This window comes from Roseibium sp. Sym1, assembly GCF_027359675.1.
Classification (GTDB): domain Bacteria; phylum Pseudomonadota; class Alphaproteobacteria; order Rhizobiales; family Stappiaceae; genus Roseibium.
The window spans coordinates 6429835-6447930 of record NZ_CP114786.1; the positions used below are offsets into that span (position 1 = coordinate 6429835).

An 18096-nucleotide genomic window follows, 5' to 3' on the forward strand; every position below is an offset into this window, starting at 1 on the left:
GCAATTTCAACCTCCTCCCGAGGGGGATCGCAAGGTCCGTCTCGAAGGACCGGCTGCTGTCTCCGGAACAGGCGGCCCATCCTTCGAGACGGTGCTAACGCGCTTCCTCAGGATGACGGTTTAGGTATGTAAACAAGTTATGTAATCGATTACAGTGCGTGAAACACGCAGATCACGACAACTCGAGGAGGACCACCATGGCCATCGAAGGAACAGACAGCACCCAGACGCGCCCGATCCGGCTCGGCATGGTCGGCGGCGGCAAGGATGCCTTTATCGGCGCGGTGCACCGGATCGCCTCGCGGATCGACGGGGACTACGAGCTGGTTGCGGGGGCCTTGTCCTCGACCCCGGAAAAGGCGCAGGAATCCGGCAGGGCGCTCGGCCTCAAGGAAGACAGGATCTATGATTCCTTTGCCGACATGGCCAAGCGGGAAGCGCGCCTGAAGGACGGCATCGAGGCGGTGGCCATCGTGACGCCGAACCACATGCACTACCCGGCCGCGAAGGAATTCCTGAAGCGCGGCATTCATGTCATCTGCGACAAGCCGCTGACCTCGACGCTCGCGGACGCAAGGAAATTCGTCAAGGCGGCGGACAGCTCCGGCGCGCTCTTTTTCCTGACCCACAATTACACCGGCTATCCGATGGTGCGCCAGGCACGGGAGATGGTCGCCAATGGCGACATCGGCACGCTCCGGGTGGTGCAGGTCGAATATCCGCAGGACTGGCTGACGGTGGAGCAGCACAACAAGCAGGCCGACTGGCGCACCGACCCGGCCCGCACGGGCCTTGGCGGGTCGACCGGCGACATCGGCACCCATGCCTTCAACCTTGCCGCCTTCGTGACCGGAGAAACACCGGAAAGCCTCGCCGCGGACCTGCAATCCTTCGTGCCGGGCCGGCAGGTCGACGACAACGGCCACGTGATGCTGCGCTATGCCAGCGGCGCGCGCGGCATGCTGTGGTGTTCGCAGGTGGCGCCCGGCAACGAGAACAATCTCAAGATCCGTGTCTATGGCGACAAGGGCGGCCTGGAATGGCACCAGGAAGACCCGAACTACCTTCATTTCACGCCCTTCGGCGCACCGAAACAAATCCTGACGCGTGGCGGTGCCGGCATGCTGGGCAGCATCGCGTCGGCCACCCGCATTCCGCCGGGCCATCCTGAAGGCTATCTGGAAGGCTTCGCCAATCTCTACAAGGACGCGGCCGGGGCCATTCGCGCCCACAGCCAGGGCAAAAAAACGGACACGCTGGTGCCCGGCATTACCGACGGCCTTTCCGGCGTCCGCTTCATCGACGCCTGCGTGCGCTCCTCGGCCAAGAATGCCGCCTGGGTGAAGCTGGACGGGTGATCTCGCCCGCCACAAAATCGGGAAGCCCGGGTCAACTGCCCGGGCTTTTGCCGTTTTACACGCCTGTCATCCCCGCCCCCGCTTTCACGGGGCATAAATTTCAGCGGGAACCAGGGAACCCGCATCGTCCTTTTTTGCAGATCGCGGGCGCCCGGGTGTCCCGGGTCCCTGCTCTTCGCTGTGCTGCGGCTGCGAGGAAAGGGCCATCGCATTTGGTAGAGCATGGCTCCCTCTCCCCGTGGGAGAGGGTTGGGGTGAGGGAACAAACGCCTGAGACCTGCAGAAAAGTCTGTCCCCTCACCCGGACCTTCGGTCCGACCTCTCCCAGTGGGAGAGGTAAATTTGGCGACTGCGGACAGGAAGTCAGTCAAATGCGATTGACCTGCCCTCCAGGTGGAGACTGGAACAAGCAGCGAAGCCTGTATGTGGACAGAGACTCCTGCTTAACCGGGCACCGTAGTCGCGCCATGGCATGACGAGGAGGAGAGATGGAACTCACTATTTAATCCATATTCTCAACCACTTATACCAATTTCCCGCACCGCACAACGTCTCGCGCTTTACAAAAGTAATAAAGTAATACTTAATGACTTTTGTGAGGAGAACAAACTCTGTGGAGGAGACACTTATGAAACTCAAGGCAATGCTTATTGCCGGGGCAATGACGTTTGCCCCGATGACCGCAATGGCTGCCGATCTGACGATCGGCTTTTCGCAGATCGGATCCGAATCCGGCTGGCGCGCGGCAGAAACAACCGTCACCAAACAGGAAGCGGAAAAGCGCGGCATCGACCTGAAATTCGCCGACGCCCAGCAGAAACAGGAAAACCAGATCAAGGCAATCCGGTCGTTCATCGCCCAGGGCGTTGATGCCATCCTGCTCGCACCGGTCGTCGCGACCGGCTGGGACGAAGTGCTCGAAGAAGCCAAGGACGCCGAAATCCCCGTGGTCCTGCTCGACCGCACGGTCGATGCTCCGGACGATCTCTACATGACCGCCGTGACCTCCGACCTCGTCCATGAAGGCCGGGTGGCCGGCAAGTGGCTGGTCGATGAAATGGCCGGCGAGAAATGCGACATCGTCGAGCTCCAGGGCACCACCGGCTCGTCCCCCGCGATCGACCGCAAGAAGGGCTTCGAGGAAGGCATCGCAGGCAACGACAACCTGAACATCGTGCGCAGCCAGACCGGCGACTTCACCCGCAGCCAGGGCAAGGTCGTCATGGAAAGCTTCCTGAAGGCCGTTGGCGGCGAGAACATCTGTGCGCTCTATGCGCATAACGATGACATGGCCGTTGGCGCCATCCAGGCCATCAAGGAAGCCGGCCTGAAGCCGGGCGAGGACATCAAGATCGTCTCGATCGACAGTGTTCCGGACATTCACCTTGCCATGGCAAACGGCGAAGCCAATGCCACGATCGAGCTGACCCCGAACATGGCCGGCCCGGCCCTGGACGCCCTGGAAGCCTATCTTGCCGACGGCACAAAGCCGGCGAAATGGATCCAGACCGAGTCCAAGCTCTACACGCTCGATGATGATAACATGGCCATCTACGAGATGAAGAAAGACCTGGGATACTGATCACGTGTCCCGTGCCGGGCGGTTCCGCCGCCCGGCATTTCAAAAAGGTTTTTGACGAAAGACGCCGGGGGAAGGCCATCAATGGCGAGCGCAACCGAGCCTGTGCTGGAATGCAGGGGCATATCCAAGTTTTTTCCGGGCGCCATTGCCCTAGATGAAGTCGATCTGACGCTCTACCCGGGCGAAGTGCACGCACTTCTCGGCGAGAATGGTGCCGGAAAGTCCACCTTGATCAAATGCCTGACCGGCGCCTACCGGCGCGACGGCGGCAGGATTCTCATGAGCGGGCAGGAAATTTCACCGCACAGCACCCAGGACAGCCAGAAGCTGGGCATCGGCACCGTCTACCAGGAAGTCAATCTGCTTCCAAACCTGACCGTGGCGGAAAACCTCTTTCTTGGCCGCCAGCCGATGAAGCACGGCCTGATCTCCCAGCGCAAGATGATGACGATGGCACAGGAGCTGCTGGCTGAATTCGGCCTGTCGATCAATCCCGCGGAACCGCTGTCCGCCTATTCCGTTGCCGTGCAGCAGGTGATCGCAATTGCCCGCGCCGTGGAGCTCTCCGGCAAGGTCCTCATTCTGGACGAACCGACCGCCAGTCTCGACCGGGACGAGGTTGCCCTTGTCTTTTCCGTGGTGGAGAAACTCAAGGCCCGCGGCCTGGCAATCGTCTTCATCACCCACTTTCTCGATCAGGTGTTCGAGATCTCCGACCGGGCAACCGTTCTCAGGAACGGCCGCGTGATCGGCACCCGTGTGCTCAAGGATGTCACTCAGACCGAGATCGTCACCCTGATGCTCGGCCGCCAGCTGGAAGATCGTATCCAGGACCGCGCGCCGACACAGGCCGGCGACACGCTCGTCGAACTGAAGAATTTCGGCAAACGCGGCGTCATGGAGCCGTTCGACCTGACGGTTCGCAAGGGCGAGGTTGTCGGCCTCGCCGGGCTCCTTGGCTCGGGCAGAACCGAGACCGCCAGCCTGATCTTCGGCGTCATCCAGGCAGACCAGGGGGAAGCCCTGCTGGAAGGACGCAAGATCGGCCTCGGCAGTCCGCGCGAAGCGGTCACGCACCGCTTTGCCCTCTGTCCGGAAGACCGCAAGAATGACGGTATCGTCGGCGATCTCTCGGTGCGTGAGAACATCATCCTGGCGGTCCAGGCCCGGCAGGGCTGGTTCCGTCCGCTGCCCAAGGCCAAGATCAACGAGCTGGCCGAAGCCTATGTGAAGGCGCTCGACATCCGCCTTGCAAGTCTCGACATGCCGATCCGGCTACTGTCCGGCGGCAACCAGCAGAAGGCCCTTCTGGCGCGCTGGCTGGCAACCAATCCGGCCTTCCTGATCCTGGACGAGCCGACCCGCGGCATCGATGTCGGAGCCCACGCGGAAATCATCGCCCTGATCGAGAAACTGCGCGAGGACGGCATGGCCCTGCTCGTGGCGTCCTCCGAAATGGAAGAGCTTGTGGCCTATTCGACTCGGGTCATCGTGTTGCGTGACCGTCGCCAGGTGCGCGAACTTCACGGTGACGAGATCACGACCTCGAACATCGTCGCGGCGATCGCCGACGACACAATGGCGGAGGCTGTCTGATGTCGGCCCTGGCTCATTCCACCCTACGACGCATCATGCCGCAGCTGATCATTCTGGCCGCGGTCCTGTTCCTGAATTTCCTGGTGTTCCCGGACTTCTTCCGGATCGAGTTCCAGAACGGCCGCCTGTTCGGCAACCTGATCGACGTGCTCAACCGCGGCGCACCGACGGCCCTGCTGTGCATCGGCATGACGCTGGTGATCGCCACACGGGGCATCGACCTTTCCGTCGGCGCGGTCATGGCGATTGCCGGGGCGGTCGCCGCCTCGCTGGTGGTCGACGGCCACGGCTGGCATACCGCCCTCATCGGTGCACTGGCGGTCGGCGCCATCTGCGGGCTTTGGAACGGCATCCTCGTCGCCGTCCTGCGCATCCAGCCGATTGTCGCAACCCTGGTGCTGATGGTCGCCGGTCGCGGTATCGCCCAGCTGGTCACCGAGGGCACGATCCTGACCTTCGTCAATCCGGGCCTGATCCATCTGGGTGCCGGCACGGTTTTCGGTATCCCGACTCCCATCCTGATCTGGATTTCGCTCGGGCTTCTTGTTGCGGCCGCCGTCCGCAAGACCGCGCTCGGCATGCTGATCGAAGCCATCGGCATCAACGAGAGCTCCTCGCGGCTGGCCGGTATCAACAGCCGGGTGCTGATCGTCTCGGTCTACCTGATCTCGGGCTTCTGCGCCGCGCTTGCAGGCGTCATCGTCGCCGCCGACATCAAGGGGGCCGATGCCAACAATGCCGGACTCTGGCTTGAACTGGACGCCATCCTCGCGGTGGTGATCGGTGGCAACTCCCTGCTCGGCGGCCGGTTTTCGATCCTCGCCTCGCTGATCGGCGCGCTGATCATCCAGTCGGTCAACTCGGTCATCCTGCTGTCCGGCATGCCGCCCGAATTCAACCTTGTCATCAAGGCCCTGATCATCATCGCGATCCTGGTGATCCAGTCTCCGACCGTGAAACACGCGCTCTATATCCTGCGTGCGTCCGCGGAGCCCGCGCCCCAGGAGCCCATCAAGGAAGCGAAAGAAAGTCCGCAATGATCCGCTCCACCCACCTTCCGCTTCTGATCACCATCGCCACGTTCGTGCTGGCCTACACGCTGTGCGCCTCGCAATACCCGTCGATGCTGTCGACGCGCGTCGTGGCAAACCTCCTGACGGACAACGCCTTCCTGGGGATTGCCGCCGTCGGCATGACATTCGTGATCCTCTCCGGCGGCATCGATCTGTCCGTCGGCTCGGTGATCGCCTTTACCGGCGTCTTTCTGGCTGTGATCCTGAGGGACACCTCGATCCATCCGCTGGCCGCCTTTGTCCTGGTATTGGCGATCACCATCTCCTTCGGCGCGGCGATGGGCGCCATGATCCACTATCTGGAGATGCCGCCCTTCATCGTCACGCTGGCCGGCATGTTCCTGGCGCGCGGTGCTGCCTATGTGCTGTCGACCGACAGCGTGCCGATCACCCACGAGTTCTACGACACGCTGCAGTCGCTCTACTGGAAGGCACCGGGCGGCGGCCGCTTCCGCCTGACCGGAATGATCATGCTGCTGACCTTCCTGACCGGCATCATCGTCGCCCACCGGACCCGTTTCGGCCAGAATGTCTATGCCGTCGGCGGCGGCCTGCAGACGGCCCGGCTGATGGGCGTGCCGCTTGGCTGGACCACGATCGGCATCTACGCGACGTCGGGCGGCCTGGCCGGCCTTGCGGGGATCGTGTTCTCGCTCTACACCTCCGCCGGCTACTCGCTGGCCACCGTCGGTGTCGAGCTCGACGCCATCGCGGCGGTGGTGATCGGCGGCACGCTGCTCACCGGAGGCACCGGTTTTGTCGCCGGGACATTCTTTGGCATTTTGATCATGGGGTTGATACAAACCTTTATCGTGTTCGACGGAACGCTTTCCAGTTGGTGGACCAAAATCGTCATCGGCGGTCTGCTCTTCGGGTTCATCTTGCTTCAGAAGGGTCTCACTTGGGCAACGACACTGCGCAGAAAACCAGCGACAGAGTTCGCCGCGCAATCATGACATTCGTCGCCACCGGCGGACTGGGCAGCCAGATCGGAAATCACACCGATCAGGTGGTCGAACAACTGGGTCGCGCCATCGTTGCCGGCGAGTACCCGCCGGAAACCATGATCCCGCTGGACCCGGACATCTCGGAAATGTTCGATGTGTCACGCACCGTGGTGCGCGAAGCAAAGAAGATGCTGATCGCCAAAGGGCTGATCCAGTCCAAGGCCAAGGTGGGCACCCATGTGCGGCCGGCGTCGGAATGGAACATGTTCGACCCGGATGTCCTGCGCTGGCACGCCGCCCTCAAGAACCAGCGCCCGTTCCTGGAAGACCTGTTCGAGATCCGGCTCATCTTCGAACCGGCCGCCGCCAGCAGCGCCGCCAAGCAGGCGACCGACGCCGATTGCGCGGCCCTCGCAAAACTCTGCGACAACCTGGCGACCGGCAACGACCGCGCCGCGGTCGCGGTCGCGGACCTGGAATTCCACAAGATGATCCTGAAGCTGTCCGGCAACCGCTTCCTGCAGTCGTTGGGTGACCTTGTACAGGCCGCGCTCTATTCCCTGTTCATTGCAGAAGCCAACGAGCGCAACGACCAGGAAACCTACGAATTCGTCGAACGCCACCGGGCCATTGTCACGGCGATCACCGCTGGTGACGCCAAGGGCGCCTATGAGGCCATGGAACAGGTCATCCTGGCCGGTCGGAAGATCGAGCTGAATATCTGAGGCCGGCCGCCGGCGTCACGACCGCACATTTCCAGCCTGTATCCCCCAAAGAAAAACCTCCCCTTGAGGAGGACGACAGGTCTTCCTCAAGGGGAGGTCCGTATTGGTGGCAAAGGCCGGGTGAAACAACCACCCGGCCTTTCAAGCTCAGCTGACCGGCAGCAGCGCGTCCGGAAGGTTCTGGTAGCAGACCGGGCGCAGGAAGCGGCGGATGGCGAGGGTACCGACCGAGGTCGCGCCGAAATTGGTCGAGGCCGGGTAAGGACCGCCATGGACCATGGCGTCGGCCACCTCGACACCGGTCGGGAAGCCGTTGGCCAGCACGCGGCCGGCCTTGCGTTCCAGCACCGGCATCAGCCTGCGGGCCAGATCGGTGTCGCCGTCGTCCATCTGAAGGGTACAGGTGAGCTGCCCCTCCAGGCCCTTGGCGATTTCCAGGAGCTGGACCTCGTCCTTGACGCGCACGACGATGCCGAGCGGTCCGAAGACCTCTTCGCCCAGGGTCTCATTGGCCAGCCAGTTGTCACCGGTGGTCTCGAAGAAGTACGGCGCTGCCTCGCGCGTGTCACAGCTCGTGCCGATCAGTTCGCGCACGCCGCTGGACCCGGCAACACGTTTGCTGCCGGAGCGGAAGGCCTCGGCAATACCGTCGGTCAGCATGGTCTGCGCACCGATCTCTCCGAGAGCGTCCGTCGCCGCCTTGACGAAGGCGTCGGCGTCCGGGCCGTCGAGCACCAGCACGATCCCCGGATTGGTGCAGAACTGCCCTGCCCCCATTGTGAGCGATCCGGCCCAGCCCTTGGCGATCGCCTCGCCCCGCGCGGACAGCGCTGCGGGAAGAAGGAACATCGGGTTGACGGAGCCGAGCTCGCCGAAGAACGGGATCGGCACCGGCCGCTGCGCACACAGGTCGAACAGCGCGCGGCCGCCACGCAGGGAGCCGGTGAAGCCGACGGCGGTGATCAGCGGATGCTGGACCAGCGCCTGACCGACTTCATAACCGTCGCCCTGAATGAAGGAGAAGACACCGGGATGCAGACCGCAGGACTTGACCGCCGCGGCAATCGCCTCGGCGACAATTTCGCCCGTGCCCGGGTGGGCGGGATGGCCGCGCACGACCACCGGACAACCGGCGGCAAGCGCGGAGGCGGTATCGCCGCCTGCCGTCGAGAACGCCAGCGGGAAATTCGACGCGCCGAAGACGGCGACCGGTCCGATCGGGCGCTGGATGAGCTTCAGGTCCGGACGCGGCAGCGGCTGGCGGTCCGGCAACGCCTCGTCATGACGCTTGTCCAGGTAATCGCCCTTGAGGATATGGCTGGCGAAGAGGCGCAGCTGTCCGGTGGTGCGGCCCCGCTCGCCCTGCAGGCGTGCCTGCGGCAGACCGGTTTCCGCCATGCCGATTTCCGTGATGGCATCCGCGCGGGCCTCGATCTCGTCGGCAATCGCGTTCAGGAACTTCGCGCGGTCTTCACTCGAGGAATAGCCATAGGTCCAGAACGCTTCTTCGGCGGCCCGGCATGCGGCATCGACCTGCTCGGCGGTTCCGACCGAAAAGCTGTGAGAAGCACCTGCAGCCGGCTGCGATGCAAAGGTGGCGTCACTTGCAACCCATTGTCCGGCAACGAGCTGTTTTCCGTGTGGCATGAATGTCATGACAAACCTTCTGGTTTCGAATGTGAATTCAGGCTGTCGACAGCCTAGAAGTGAAAGGCGTCCGTGGTGAGCCTGCGGCCCAGGGAGAAGGCGTCACAGACATGGATCATCGGCGACAGGTCAACGTCGCTCTCTCCGTTCTTCACCAGCTCCGCCATGCGGGCATAGAGATTGGCATATTCGTGGTTCGCTCCCTGTATAGCGGGCTCGCCCCCGATTTCCAGTCGTTCCCCCCCAAGAGACAGTTTTGCACTGCCCCTGTCGGTTTCAATATCGATGTCCCAGGTCTGCGGACCTTCCTGGCGCCAGTCGAACTCGGCGCTCATCTCGGCGCCCGTCGGGTCGGCGAAGTCCAGGCTGGCGGCAATCGGCGTTGCCCGGTTGTCCGGGAATTCCAGCGTGGCCCCGGCAAGATGTACCGGATAGGGAAGAATTTCCGTCAGGATCGACAGGGCATTGATGCCCGGATCGAAGACTCCCATGCCGCCCGGTTCCCAGATCCATTCCTGGCCCGGATGCCAGCGCCGCACGTCTTCCTTCCAGGTTATCTTCAGGCTTTTCAGCGTGCGTTCCGCGAGAAAGGCTTTCAGGGCCGGGACATTGTCGGCATAGCGCGAATGCCAGGTGGCAAACAGGGTCACGCCCTGTTCCCTGGCCAGTGCCTCGAGGGTGTAGCATTCCGCCAGGCTCTGTCCCGGCGGTTTTTCCAGCATGACATGCTTGCCGGCCTTGAGGGCCCTGGCCGCGTATTCGAAGCGGGGCTGGGGCGGAATCGCGAGCGAGACCACCGAAATGTCCGGACGCGTCTCGAGCAATTCGTCGATATCCGTGAAGTGATCTATGCCGTCGACACCGGCATGGCGGCTGACCGCCGCCTCGAGCGCCCAGTCCGCATTGGCTTCAATTGCGGGAATATGCTGATCGCGGGCGATCTTGCCGATGCCCACCAGCGCCAGTTTTTCAGCCATCAGTGAGAATCCTTCGGCACGGCGGAGCCGCGGCAGCCTTTCAGGAAATCGAAATCGGCACCGGTATCGGCACCCTGGACGTGATCGTGGAACAGGCGGGCATAACCGCTCTCCGGGACATGGTGACTGGGCGCCCAGGCCGCAAGCCGTTCAGCCAGTTCAGCATCGGAAATATCCAGATGGATTTTCCGGTTGGGCACGTCCAGCTCGATCATGTCTCCGGTGCGCACGACGGCAAGAGGGCCGCCGGCGGCCGCTTCCGGAGACGTGTGCAGGACAACGGTGCCGTAGGCGGTGCCGGACATGCGCGCATCGGAAATGCGCACCATGTCGGTGATGCCCTTCTTGAGCACCTTGGGCGGCAGTCCCATGTTGCCGACCTCGGACATGCCCGGATAGCCCTTGGGACCGCAGTTCTTCAGCACCATCACGCAGGTCTCGTCGATGTCGAGCGCATCGTCGTTGATCCTGGCCTTGTAGTCGTCGATGTCCTCGAAAACGACCGCCCTGCCCTTGTGCCGCAGCAGGTGCGGCGAGGCGGCCGACGGCTTCAGCACCGCGCCATTGGGCGCGAGATTGCCCTTCAAAACCGCGATGCCGCCCTGGCTCGTCAGCGCCTTTTCGACCGGCAGGATGACATCCTCGTTCCAGTTCTTCGCATCCTTGACCTGATCCCAGATCGCCTCGCCGGCAACCGTGATCGCGTCCTTGTGGAGCATGCCGGCTTCGCCGAGCCGCTTGATCACCACCGGCAGGCCACCGGCGTAGAAGAACTCTTCCATCAGGTATTTGCCGGACGGCATCAGGTTGACGATCGTGGGAATGTCCCTGCCGAGCTGATCCCAGTCGTCGAGCGACAGGTCCAGCCCGACCCGGCCCGCAATCGCCAGCAGATGGATGACAGCATTGGTCGATCCGCCGATGGCGCCGTTGGTGCGGATGGCGTTCTCGAAAGCCTCGCGGGTCAGGATGTCGGAGGGTTTCAGGTCGTCCTTGACCATCTGCACGATCCGGCGCCCGGACAGATGCGCCATCACCCGGCGCCGGCTGTCGACCGCTGGGATGGCGGCATTTCCGGACAGCGCCATGCCGAGCGCCTCGGCCATGGAAGCCATGGTGGAGGCGGTGCCCATGGTGTTGCAGGTCCCCGGCGAGCGGCTCATCGCCGCTTCGGCCTCCAGGAATTCCTCCTGGGTCATTTCGCCGGCCTTGACCGCTTCGGAGAATTTCCAGAGATGCGTGCCCGATCCGACCCGTTCGCCCTGGAACCAGCCGTTCAGCATCGGTCCGCCGGTCACCACGATGGACGGCAGGTCGACGGAGGCGGCCCCCATGATCAGGGATGGCGTGGTCTTGTCGCAGCCGACCAGCAGCACGACGCCGTCGAGCGGCGTCGAGCGGATCGCTTCTTCGACGTCCATCGCGGCCAGATTGCGGAACATCATCGCGGTCGGCCGCAATGTGCTTTCGCCGGTCGAGAACACGGGGAACTCGACCGGAAAACCACCGGCCTCGTAGATGCCGTGCTTGACCCGCTCCGCAAGATCCCTGAGGTGACCGTTGCACGGGGTGAGCTGGGACCAGGTGTTGCAAATGCCGATCACCGGACGGCCGTCGAAAAGGTCATCCGGCAGGCCCTGGTTCTTCATCCAGCTGCGATGATAGATGTGATCGCGGCTGGTGCCGCCGAACCATTCGGCCGAGCGCAATTTGCGCGGCCATTTTGCCGGTTTGAAAGACATGATCTAAAGCACTTTCACTTGAATGGCGGCATCTTCCGCGGGCCGGAAAACAAGCCGGTTCTTCAGGGGGACGCCGAAGCCCGGCGCTGAAATCTCGACCTCGTCGCCTTCCCGGCAGGAAACGCCGTCGGCAAAGGACAGGGTCGCGGTTCCGAACATGTGCACGTGAACATCGCCCGGCTGGCGGAAGACGCCGTATTTGAAATGATGATGTTCCAGATTGGCGAGCGTGTGCGACATGTTCGCCTCGCCCGACAGGAACGGCTTTTCCCAGAGCACCGAGCCATCCCGGTAGATCCGGCTGGTCCCCTCGACATTTTCCGGGAGGTCGCCGACCAGCAGTTCCGGCCCGAAAGACGCCGGGCGCAGCTTGGAATGGGCCAGATAAAGGTAGTTCTGGCGCTCCATGACATGGTCCGAGAACTCGTTGGCAAGCGCAAAGCCGACCCGGAACGGCGACCCGTCTTCCGCGATGACATAGACGCCGGCGATTTCCGGTTCCTCGCCGCCATCGTCGCAGAAACCCGGGCTGACCAGATCGCCTCCCGGCGCGACGGCGCAAGCGCCGTTGCCCTTGTAGAACCACTCCGGCTGGACGCCGACATGGCCGGGCGTCGGGCGTCCGCTTTCCAGCCCCATGTTGAACATCTTCATGCTGTCGGTGACGGGCGCATCGCTGTCCTTCGACTTGGCATGCATGGCGTTGCGTGTCGCGGCCGACCCCAGATGCGTCAGGCCGGTGCCGGTCAGATGCAGGTGGGCTCCGTCCGGATGGGTGATCGGCAGCAGCAGGCGGCCTTCGGCGGCCAGCTGTTCCAGATCGACCGCGGCGCCCAGTTCGTACCCGCGAATGCATTCGGTCAGGCTCTGCCCCGTCCGGATGGCTTCCTGAACCAGATGGTAGGTCGATGGAGCCCCTTTCAGGATACAGGCTTCGCTGCCGCTTCGGACGACGACCGCTTGCGCACCGGTGTCATCCAGGATCTGGGAAATCAACATGGACCTACCCTTGCTTGTTCTTGTTGTAGACGTCGAAAATCACAGCGGCGAGAAGGACGAGACCCTTGATCATCTGCTGGTAGTCGATACCGATGCCCATGATCGACATGCCGTTGTTGAGCACGCCCATCAGGAAGGCGCCGACAACAGCGCCGATGATGGTGCCGACACCGCCGGACATGGACGCCCCGCCGATGAACACTGCGGCGATGACATCGAGCTCCAGGGCAAAACCCGCCTTCGGGGTCGCCGTGTTGAGGCGCGCCGCGAAGACAAGACCCGCTGCGGCAGCCAGCACACCCATATTGGTGAAAGCCAGGAAGGTCAGGCGTTCCGTCTTGATGCCGGACAGCTTGGCGGCTTTCTGGTTGCCGCCGAGCGCGTAGATGCGCCGGCCGACCGTTGTTGTCTCCGTGATGAAGGCATAGATGACCGTCAGCACACCCATGGTGATCAGCACGTTGGGCAGGCCGCGGAACAAGGACAGCTTGAACATGACGAAAATCAGAGCAGCTGCGATGATCACGTTGCGGGCAATGAAGAAGCTTTTCGGCTCGTCCTCGATGCCATAGGCCTTGTTCTGGGCCCGCTGGCGCAGGCCGATCCACACCACGAGCGCGGCGGCCGCGATGCCCGTGCCGAGCGCGAGCACATTGACCTTGCGCGCGTCGAAGATCTCGGCCAGCGCCGCTCCGAGGCCGGCCGGGAAGATGTCCGGCACGAAACCGGTGGCCAGAACCTGGAACTCCCTCGGGAACGGGCCGACCGACTGGCCTTCCAGAAGCCAGAGCGACAGTCCCCGGAAGACCAGCATGCCCGCGAGGGTCACGATGAAGGAGGGGATTTTCCAGTAGGCGACCCAGTAGCCCTGTGCGGCACCGATCAGCCCGCCGACCGCGAGACAGACGATGATGGTCAACAGGACGGACTGGTCGTAATTGACGATCATCACGGCCGCCAGCGCGCCGATGAAGCCCATCACGGATCCGACCGACAGGTCGATGTTGCCCGACACGATGACGATCAGCATGCCGAGTGCCATGATGATGATATAGGAGTTCTGCAGCAGCAGGTTGGTGACGTTCACCGCCCTGAGCAGCGTGCCGTCGGTGACAATCTGAAAGAAGGCCATCACCGCGATCAGCGCGAACAGGAGGCCGTATTGGCGCAAGTGCGAGGAGAGATACTCGCCGATGCTCTTGGTCTTCACGACCGGCGCCGCAGTCGTATCGCTTTCTGCCAGTTCCATGGGTACAGCTCTTTCACTCGTTGACAATGAGCGACATGATGCGCTCCTGGCTCGCGTCGCCGGCGTCGAGTTCGCCGACAAGCGCGCCTTCGTTCATGACATAGATCCGGTCGCACATTCCGAGCAGTTCCGGCATTTCGGACGAGATCATGACCACCGCCTTTCCCTGGGCGGCGAGGTCGTTGATGATCGTGTAGATTTCGTATTTGGCGCCGACGTCGATGCCCCGGGTCGGCTCGTCCAGGATCAGGACCTCCGGTGCGGTGAACAGCCACTTGGCCAGCACCACCTTCTGCTGGTTGCCACCCGACAGGTTGACCGTTTTCTGAAACACCGACGGCGTGCGGATGGCCAGCGCCTCGCGGTATCTTTCGGCGACCCTGGTTTCCTCGTTGCGCTTCAGGATCGCGCCGGAGGAAACGCCGTCCAGGTTTGCCAGGGTGGTGTTGAAGCGGATGGTCTCGTCGAGCACCAGGCCGAGCGCCTTGCGATCCTCCGTGACATAGGAGATGCCGGCCTTGATCGCACGGTCGACCGTGCTGACATCCACCGGCTGGCCCTTCAGCTTCACGGCACCGGAAATGTTGCGCCCGTAGGACCGGCCGAAGATCGACATGGCCAGTTCCGTACGGCCGGACCCCATCAGACCGGCAATGCCGACCACTTCTCCGGCGCGCACATTGAAGGCCGCATTCCGGATGACCTGGCGTTCGGCGTGTTCCGGATGCCAGACATTCCAGTCCTCGACTTCCATGAGAACCTCGCCCGGCGTGCGCTGGTGCTCGGGGAAGCGATGGGTCATGTCCCGGCCGACCATGTCCTTGACGATGTCGTCCTCGCTCAGGCCCGCTTTCGCATCGAGATTGGACACCGTCATGCCGTCCCGGATCACCGTGACGCTGTCAGCCACGTAGCGGACTTCGTTCAGCTTGTGCGAGATGATGATGCTGGTGACGCCCTGTGCCTTCAGCTCCAGCATCAGGTCCAGCAGCTTCTTGCTGTCATTTTCCTGGAGTGCCGCGGTCGGCTCGTCCAGGATCAGCAGCTTGACGTCCTTGGAAAGCGCCTTTGCGATTTCCACCAGCTGCTGCTTGCCGACGCCGATATTGTCGACCTTCGTGGTCGGCGCTTCCACCAGCCCGACCTTGGCCAGCAGTGCTTCCGTGCGCTTGTTGGTCTCGCGCCAGTCGATCATGCCATTGCGGGCACATTCATTGCCGAGGAAGATGTTCTCCGCGATGGAGAGCTGCGGCACCAGGGCAAGCTCCTGGTGAATGATGATGATGCCCTGCTGTTCACTGTCCGAAATCCCGGAAAATCTCGCGGTTTCGCCGCCATAGATGATATCGCCGTCGTATTCCCCGTGCGGGTACACGCCCGACAGGACCTTCATCAGCGTGGACTTCCCGGCCCCGTTCTCGCCGACGACGGCGTGGATTTCTCCTTGCTGGACGTCCAGGTTGACCCGGTCCAGCGCCTTCACGCCGGGAAAGGTCTTGCTGATATTCTGCATGGAAAGGAGTGCCATCGGCCCCGGTCCCCGAATTCCGTTAAAGGTCCCGCCCGCAAGTCAGATGCCCACGGGCGGGAAAGTTTGCTTGGGAGATTGGTCTTATTTGACCTGGTCGGCCGTGTAGTAGCCGCTGCCGATCAGCACTTCTTCCCAGTTGCCGGCATCGACCGAGACCGGCTCCAGCAGGTAGGACGGCACAACCTTGACACCGTTGTCATAGGTCTTGGTGTCGTTGATTTCCGGCTCGCCGCCGCCCAGAAGCGCGTCGACCATGCCCACGGTGACACGGGCAAGCTCACGGGTGTCCTTGAAGACGGTGGAGTACTGCTCGCCTGCGAGGATGGATTTTACCGACGGCACTTCGGCGTCCTGGCCGCTCACGATCGGCATTTTCTGGTCGCCGGAACCGTAGCCGACACCTTTAAGGGACGACAGGATACCGATGGACAGGCCGTCATAGGGGCTCAGGGCGCCGTGCAGGGTCTTGTCGGTGTAGTGGGCGGACAGGAGATTGTCCATGCGGGCCTGCGCGACCGCACCGTCCCAGCGCAGCGTGCCGACCGTGTCCATGCCCATCTGGCCGGACTGAATGACGATGGTGCCGTCATCGATCAGCGGCTGCAGGACCGACATGGCGCCGTCATAGAAGAAATAGGCGTTGTTGTCGTCAGGCGATCCACCGAACAGTTCGACATTGTACGGACCGTCGCCGAAGCGTTCCTTCAGGCCGTTGACCAGCGACGTCGCCTGCTGCACGCCGACCTTGAAATTGTCGAATGTGGCGTAGTAGTCGACATTGCCGCTGTCGCGGATCAGGCGGTCATAGGCAATGACCTTGATGCCGGCCGCGGCGGCGTTTTCGAGCGCGTTGGACAGCGTGGTGCCGTCGATTGCAGCAATCACCAGAACGTCTGCGCCCTTGGTGATCATGTTCTCGATCTGCGCCAGCTGGTTCGGAATATCGTCTTCCGCATACTGAAGGTCGGTTTCGTAGCCGGCCGCAGTGAACTGCTCGACCATCGAGTTGCCGTCGGAAATCCAGCGGGCCGAGGATTTGGTCGGCATCGCGATCCCGATCGTACCCTTGTCCTGGGCCATTGCCGCACCGGACAGGGCGACGCCGGACATGAGGGTTGCTGCTGCCGCGACTGCGACAAGCGCCTTGGAAACAAGTTTCATTTCGTCCTCCCAGACCGGTTCCCCACCGGCCTCAAGTCATTCTCAGGCATGCATGGGTAATGCGGGGCCTAAATGGGAGAAAATTCACATGACCGTCAAATTATTATTCATTATCAAATAATATCAAAAATGGTATGCAATTTTCGATTGAGGCTTCACATGAGCTTGGACCTTTTGCGGCGTGGATTGAAAATCTCACATCTGCGCCTGATGGCGGAACTCACAGGTCAGAGCCGCCTGACAGACGCGGCCCAGGCGCTCGGCATCACCCAGCCGGCCGCTTCACGCCTGATCGCGGAAATCGAGCGGATCGCGGATGCCGACATTTACACGAGAAGCGGCCGGGGCATCGAACTCACCGATACCGGCCGCAAGCTTGCCGAGAGATGCGTGCGCATCCTCCAGGAGTTTGCTGACGCCGGCCGGGACATCGACCAGCACAAGGCCGGCCAGAGCGGTCATGTCAGTATCGGCTCCGTGACCGGCCCCGCCATTGAATATGTCCTGCCGGCTTTGCGGCACATCCGGCTGAGCTATCCGGAGATCTCGATTTCCGTCGAGGTGAGCCCGAGCAACGCGCTTGCACCGATGCTCGAGGACGGGCGGCTGGATTTTTCGCTGAGCCGTGTTCCCGTCGACCAGGATCCCGCGCTTTTCGAGGAAAAGCCACTTCTCAGGGAACCGGCCGTGATGATCGGACGCGTTGGCCATCCGCTCACCCGGACCCGCGCACCGCTTTCCATCGATTCCTTTCTCGGTTTCGACTGGGTGCTGCCGCCTGTCGGCTCCCCCATAAGGACAACCGTGGAACAGGCGCTCCGGGACAGGCGTCTGCCTTTGCCCGCACGGGTCCTGACCACGTCTTCCTTCCTGTTCACCCTGGCCACGATCCAGCAAACCAATGCTGTGGCCCCGGTCGCCAAATCCGTTGCGGACAGTTTCGCCGCACGACCCGACGGAACGGGCGCAACGCTAACGGTCCTTGACAGCGATCTCACCCTGTCCGTGGAAACCTATTCCTTCCTGACCCGAAAGGGCCAGGTATTGACGCCCGTCGCCCAGGTGGTGGCACGGGAAGTCCTCAGGGCGGTAACAGGCGACACGAATCTTCCGTAACGGAAATTTACACATCTTTTAGTTGCATACCGCATGTAATTGGTATTTTCCGATACAACCGGCCCACAACTGCTTTTGCCAAAATTCTTCCTTGCGTGAAGCTGACCTATGAAGAGCGCGTTCAAAAAAAGAATTAAACCAGTTAACGCGTCACCACCCGCGGGAAAACTTCTTATAAGTCGCACGTAATAACTTCTTGAAAGCAATGATGGCTCAACCGCCAGTCAAAAAGCCAACCCTGACAACAGTTTCGACACGGCAAGTAAAATTCTACTTTTATTTTAAATACTACCATCCAATTCTAATCCAATTATTGTATCTTTTTCGCCTTATTTCGCCAATTTTTTCGCCAAATTGAGGCGAATACATTAAGCGCATAACAACAATTCACCA

At 62.0% G+C, this 18096-nt stretch carries 14 protein-coding genes; 7 read left to right on the forward strand and 7 right to left on the reverse strand.

Annotated elements, in window-relative coordinates:
* Positions 1–197: 197 nt before the first annotated feature.
* The 6 genes from O6760_RS29565 (at position 198) to O6760_RS29590 (ending at position 7281) form a co-directional block, all read left to right on the forward strand.
* A complete protein-coding gene (locus O6760_RS29565) occupies positions 198–1358 on the forward strand; it encodes a Gfo/Idh/MocA family protein (protein WP_269583238.1) in 1161 nt (386 codons plus the stop codon).
* A gap of 628 nt (positions 1359–1986) precedes the next feature.
* Positions 1987–2940, forward strand: coding sequence for a galactofuranose ABC transporter, galactofuranose-binding protein YtfQ (ytfQ, locus tag O6760_RS29570; RefSeq protein WP_269583239.1), 954 nt, complete (start codon positions 1987–1989; stop codon positions 2938–2940).
* Between the two features lie 81 nt (positions 2941–3021).
* Positions 3022–4536 (forward strand): sugar ABC transporter ATP-binding protein, encoded by a 1515-nt coding sequence (locus O6760_RS29575; protein WP_269583240.1) that lies wholly within the window; start codon positions 3022–3024, stop codon positions 4534–4536.
* On the forward strand, positions 4536–5576 hold the full coding sequence (locus O6760_RS29580) for an ABC transporter permease (protein WP_269583241.1): 1041 nt from the start codon (positions 4536–4538) through the stop codon (positions 5574–5576). Before O6760_RS29575 ends, O6760_RS29580 begins: the two co-directional genes overlap by 1 nt.
* Complete coding sequence (gene yjfF, locus O6760_RS29585) at positions 5576–6565, forward strand: galactofuranose ABC transporter, permease protein YjfF (protein ID WP_269586379.1); 990 nt, start codon at positions 5576–5578, stop codon at positions 6563–6565. Before O6760_RS29580 ends, yjfF begins: the two co-directional genes overlap by 1 nt.
* Positions 6562–7281, forward strand: coding sequence for a FadR/GntR family transcriptional regulator (locus O6760_RS29590; protein WP_269583242.1), 720 nt, complete (start codon positions 6562–6564; stop codon positions 7279–7281). The genes yjfF and O6760_RS29590 overlap by 4 nt, the downstream gene beginning before the upstream one ends.
* Before the next feature lie 147 nt (positions 7282–7428).
* On the opposite strand, the gene O6760_RS29595 is transcribed toward O6760_RS29590, so the two are convergent.
* The 7 genes from O6760_RS29595 to chvE all read right to left on the reverse strand — a co-directional run bounded on the left by O6760_RS29595 (position 7429) and on the right by chvE (position 16587).
* Positions 7429–8937 carry an aldehyde dehydrogenase (NADP(+)) gene (locus tag O6760_RS29595; protein ID WP_269583243.1) on the reverse strand — a complete coding sequence of 503 codons (1509 nt, stop codon included), beginning with the start codon at positions 8935–8937 and terminating at the stop codon, positions 7429–7431.
* 44 nt (positions 8938–8981) lie between these two features.
* Positions 8982–9905, reverse strand: coding sequence for a Gfo/Idh/MocA family protein (locus tag O6760_RS29600; RefSeq protein ID WP_269583244.1), 924 nt, complete (start codon positions 9903–9905; stop codon positions 8982–8984).
* The gene (gene araD / locus O6760_RS29605; RefSeq protein WP_269583245.1) at positions 9905–11647 is read right to left on the reverse strand and encodes an L-arabinonate dehydratase; all 1743 of its coding nucleotides are present in this window, start codon (positions 11645–11647) and stop codon (positions 9905–9907) included. Before araD ends, O6760_RS29600 begins: the two co-directional genes overlap by 1 nt.
* Positions 11648–11650: 3 nt before the next feature.
* Positions 11651–12646, reverse strand: coding sequence for an AraD1 family protein (araD1, locus tag O6760_RS29610; RefSeq protein WP_269583246.1), 996 nt, complete (start codon positions 12644–12646; stop codon positions 11651–11653).
* Between the two features lie 4 nt (positions 12647–12650).
* Positions 12651–13895, reverse strand: a complete 1245-nt coding sequence (gene mmsB / locus O6760_RS29615; protein WP_269583247.1) for a multiple monosaccharide ABC transporter permease — start codon at positions 13893–13895, stop codon at positions 12651–12653.
* A gap of 13 nt (positions 13896–13908) precedes the next feature.
* Positions 13909–15423, reverse strand: a complete 1515-nt coding sequence (gene mmsA, locus O6760_RS29620; protein ID WP_269583248.1) for a multiple monosaccharide ABC transporter ATP-binding protein — start codon at positions 15421–15423, stop codon at positions 13909–13911.
* 84 nt (positions 15424–15507) lie between these two features.
* Positions 15508–16587 carry a multiple monosaccharide ABC transporter substrate-binding protein gene (gene chvE / locus O6760_RS29625; RefSeq protein ID WP_269583249.1) on the reverse strand — a complete coding sequence of 360 codons (1080 nt, stop codon included), beginning with the start codon at positions 16585–16587 and terminating at the stop codon, positions 15508–15510.
* Between the two features lie 159 nt (positions 16588–16746).
* Here chvE and O6760_RS29630 point away from each other — a divergent pair, with 159 nt between their 5' ends.
* On the forward strand, positions 16747–17703 hold the full coding sequence (locus O6760_RS29630; protein ID WP_269583250.1) for a LysR substrate-binding domain-containing protein: 957 nt from the start codon (positions 16747–16749) through the stop codon (positions 17701–17703).
* Positions 17704–18096: the final 393 nt, after the last annotated feature.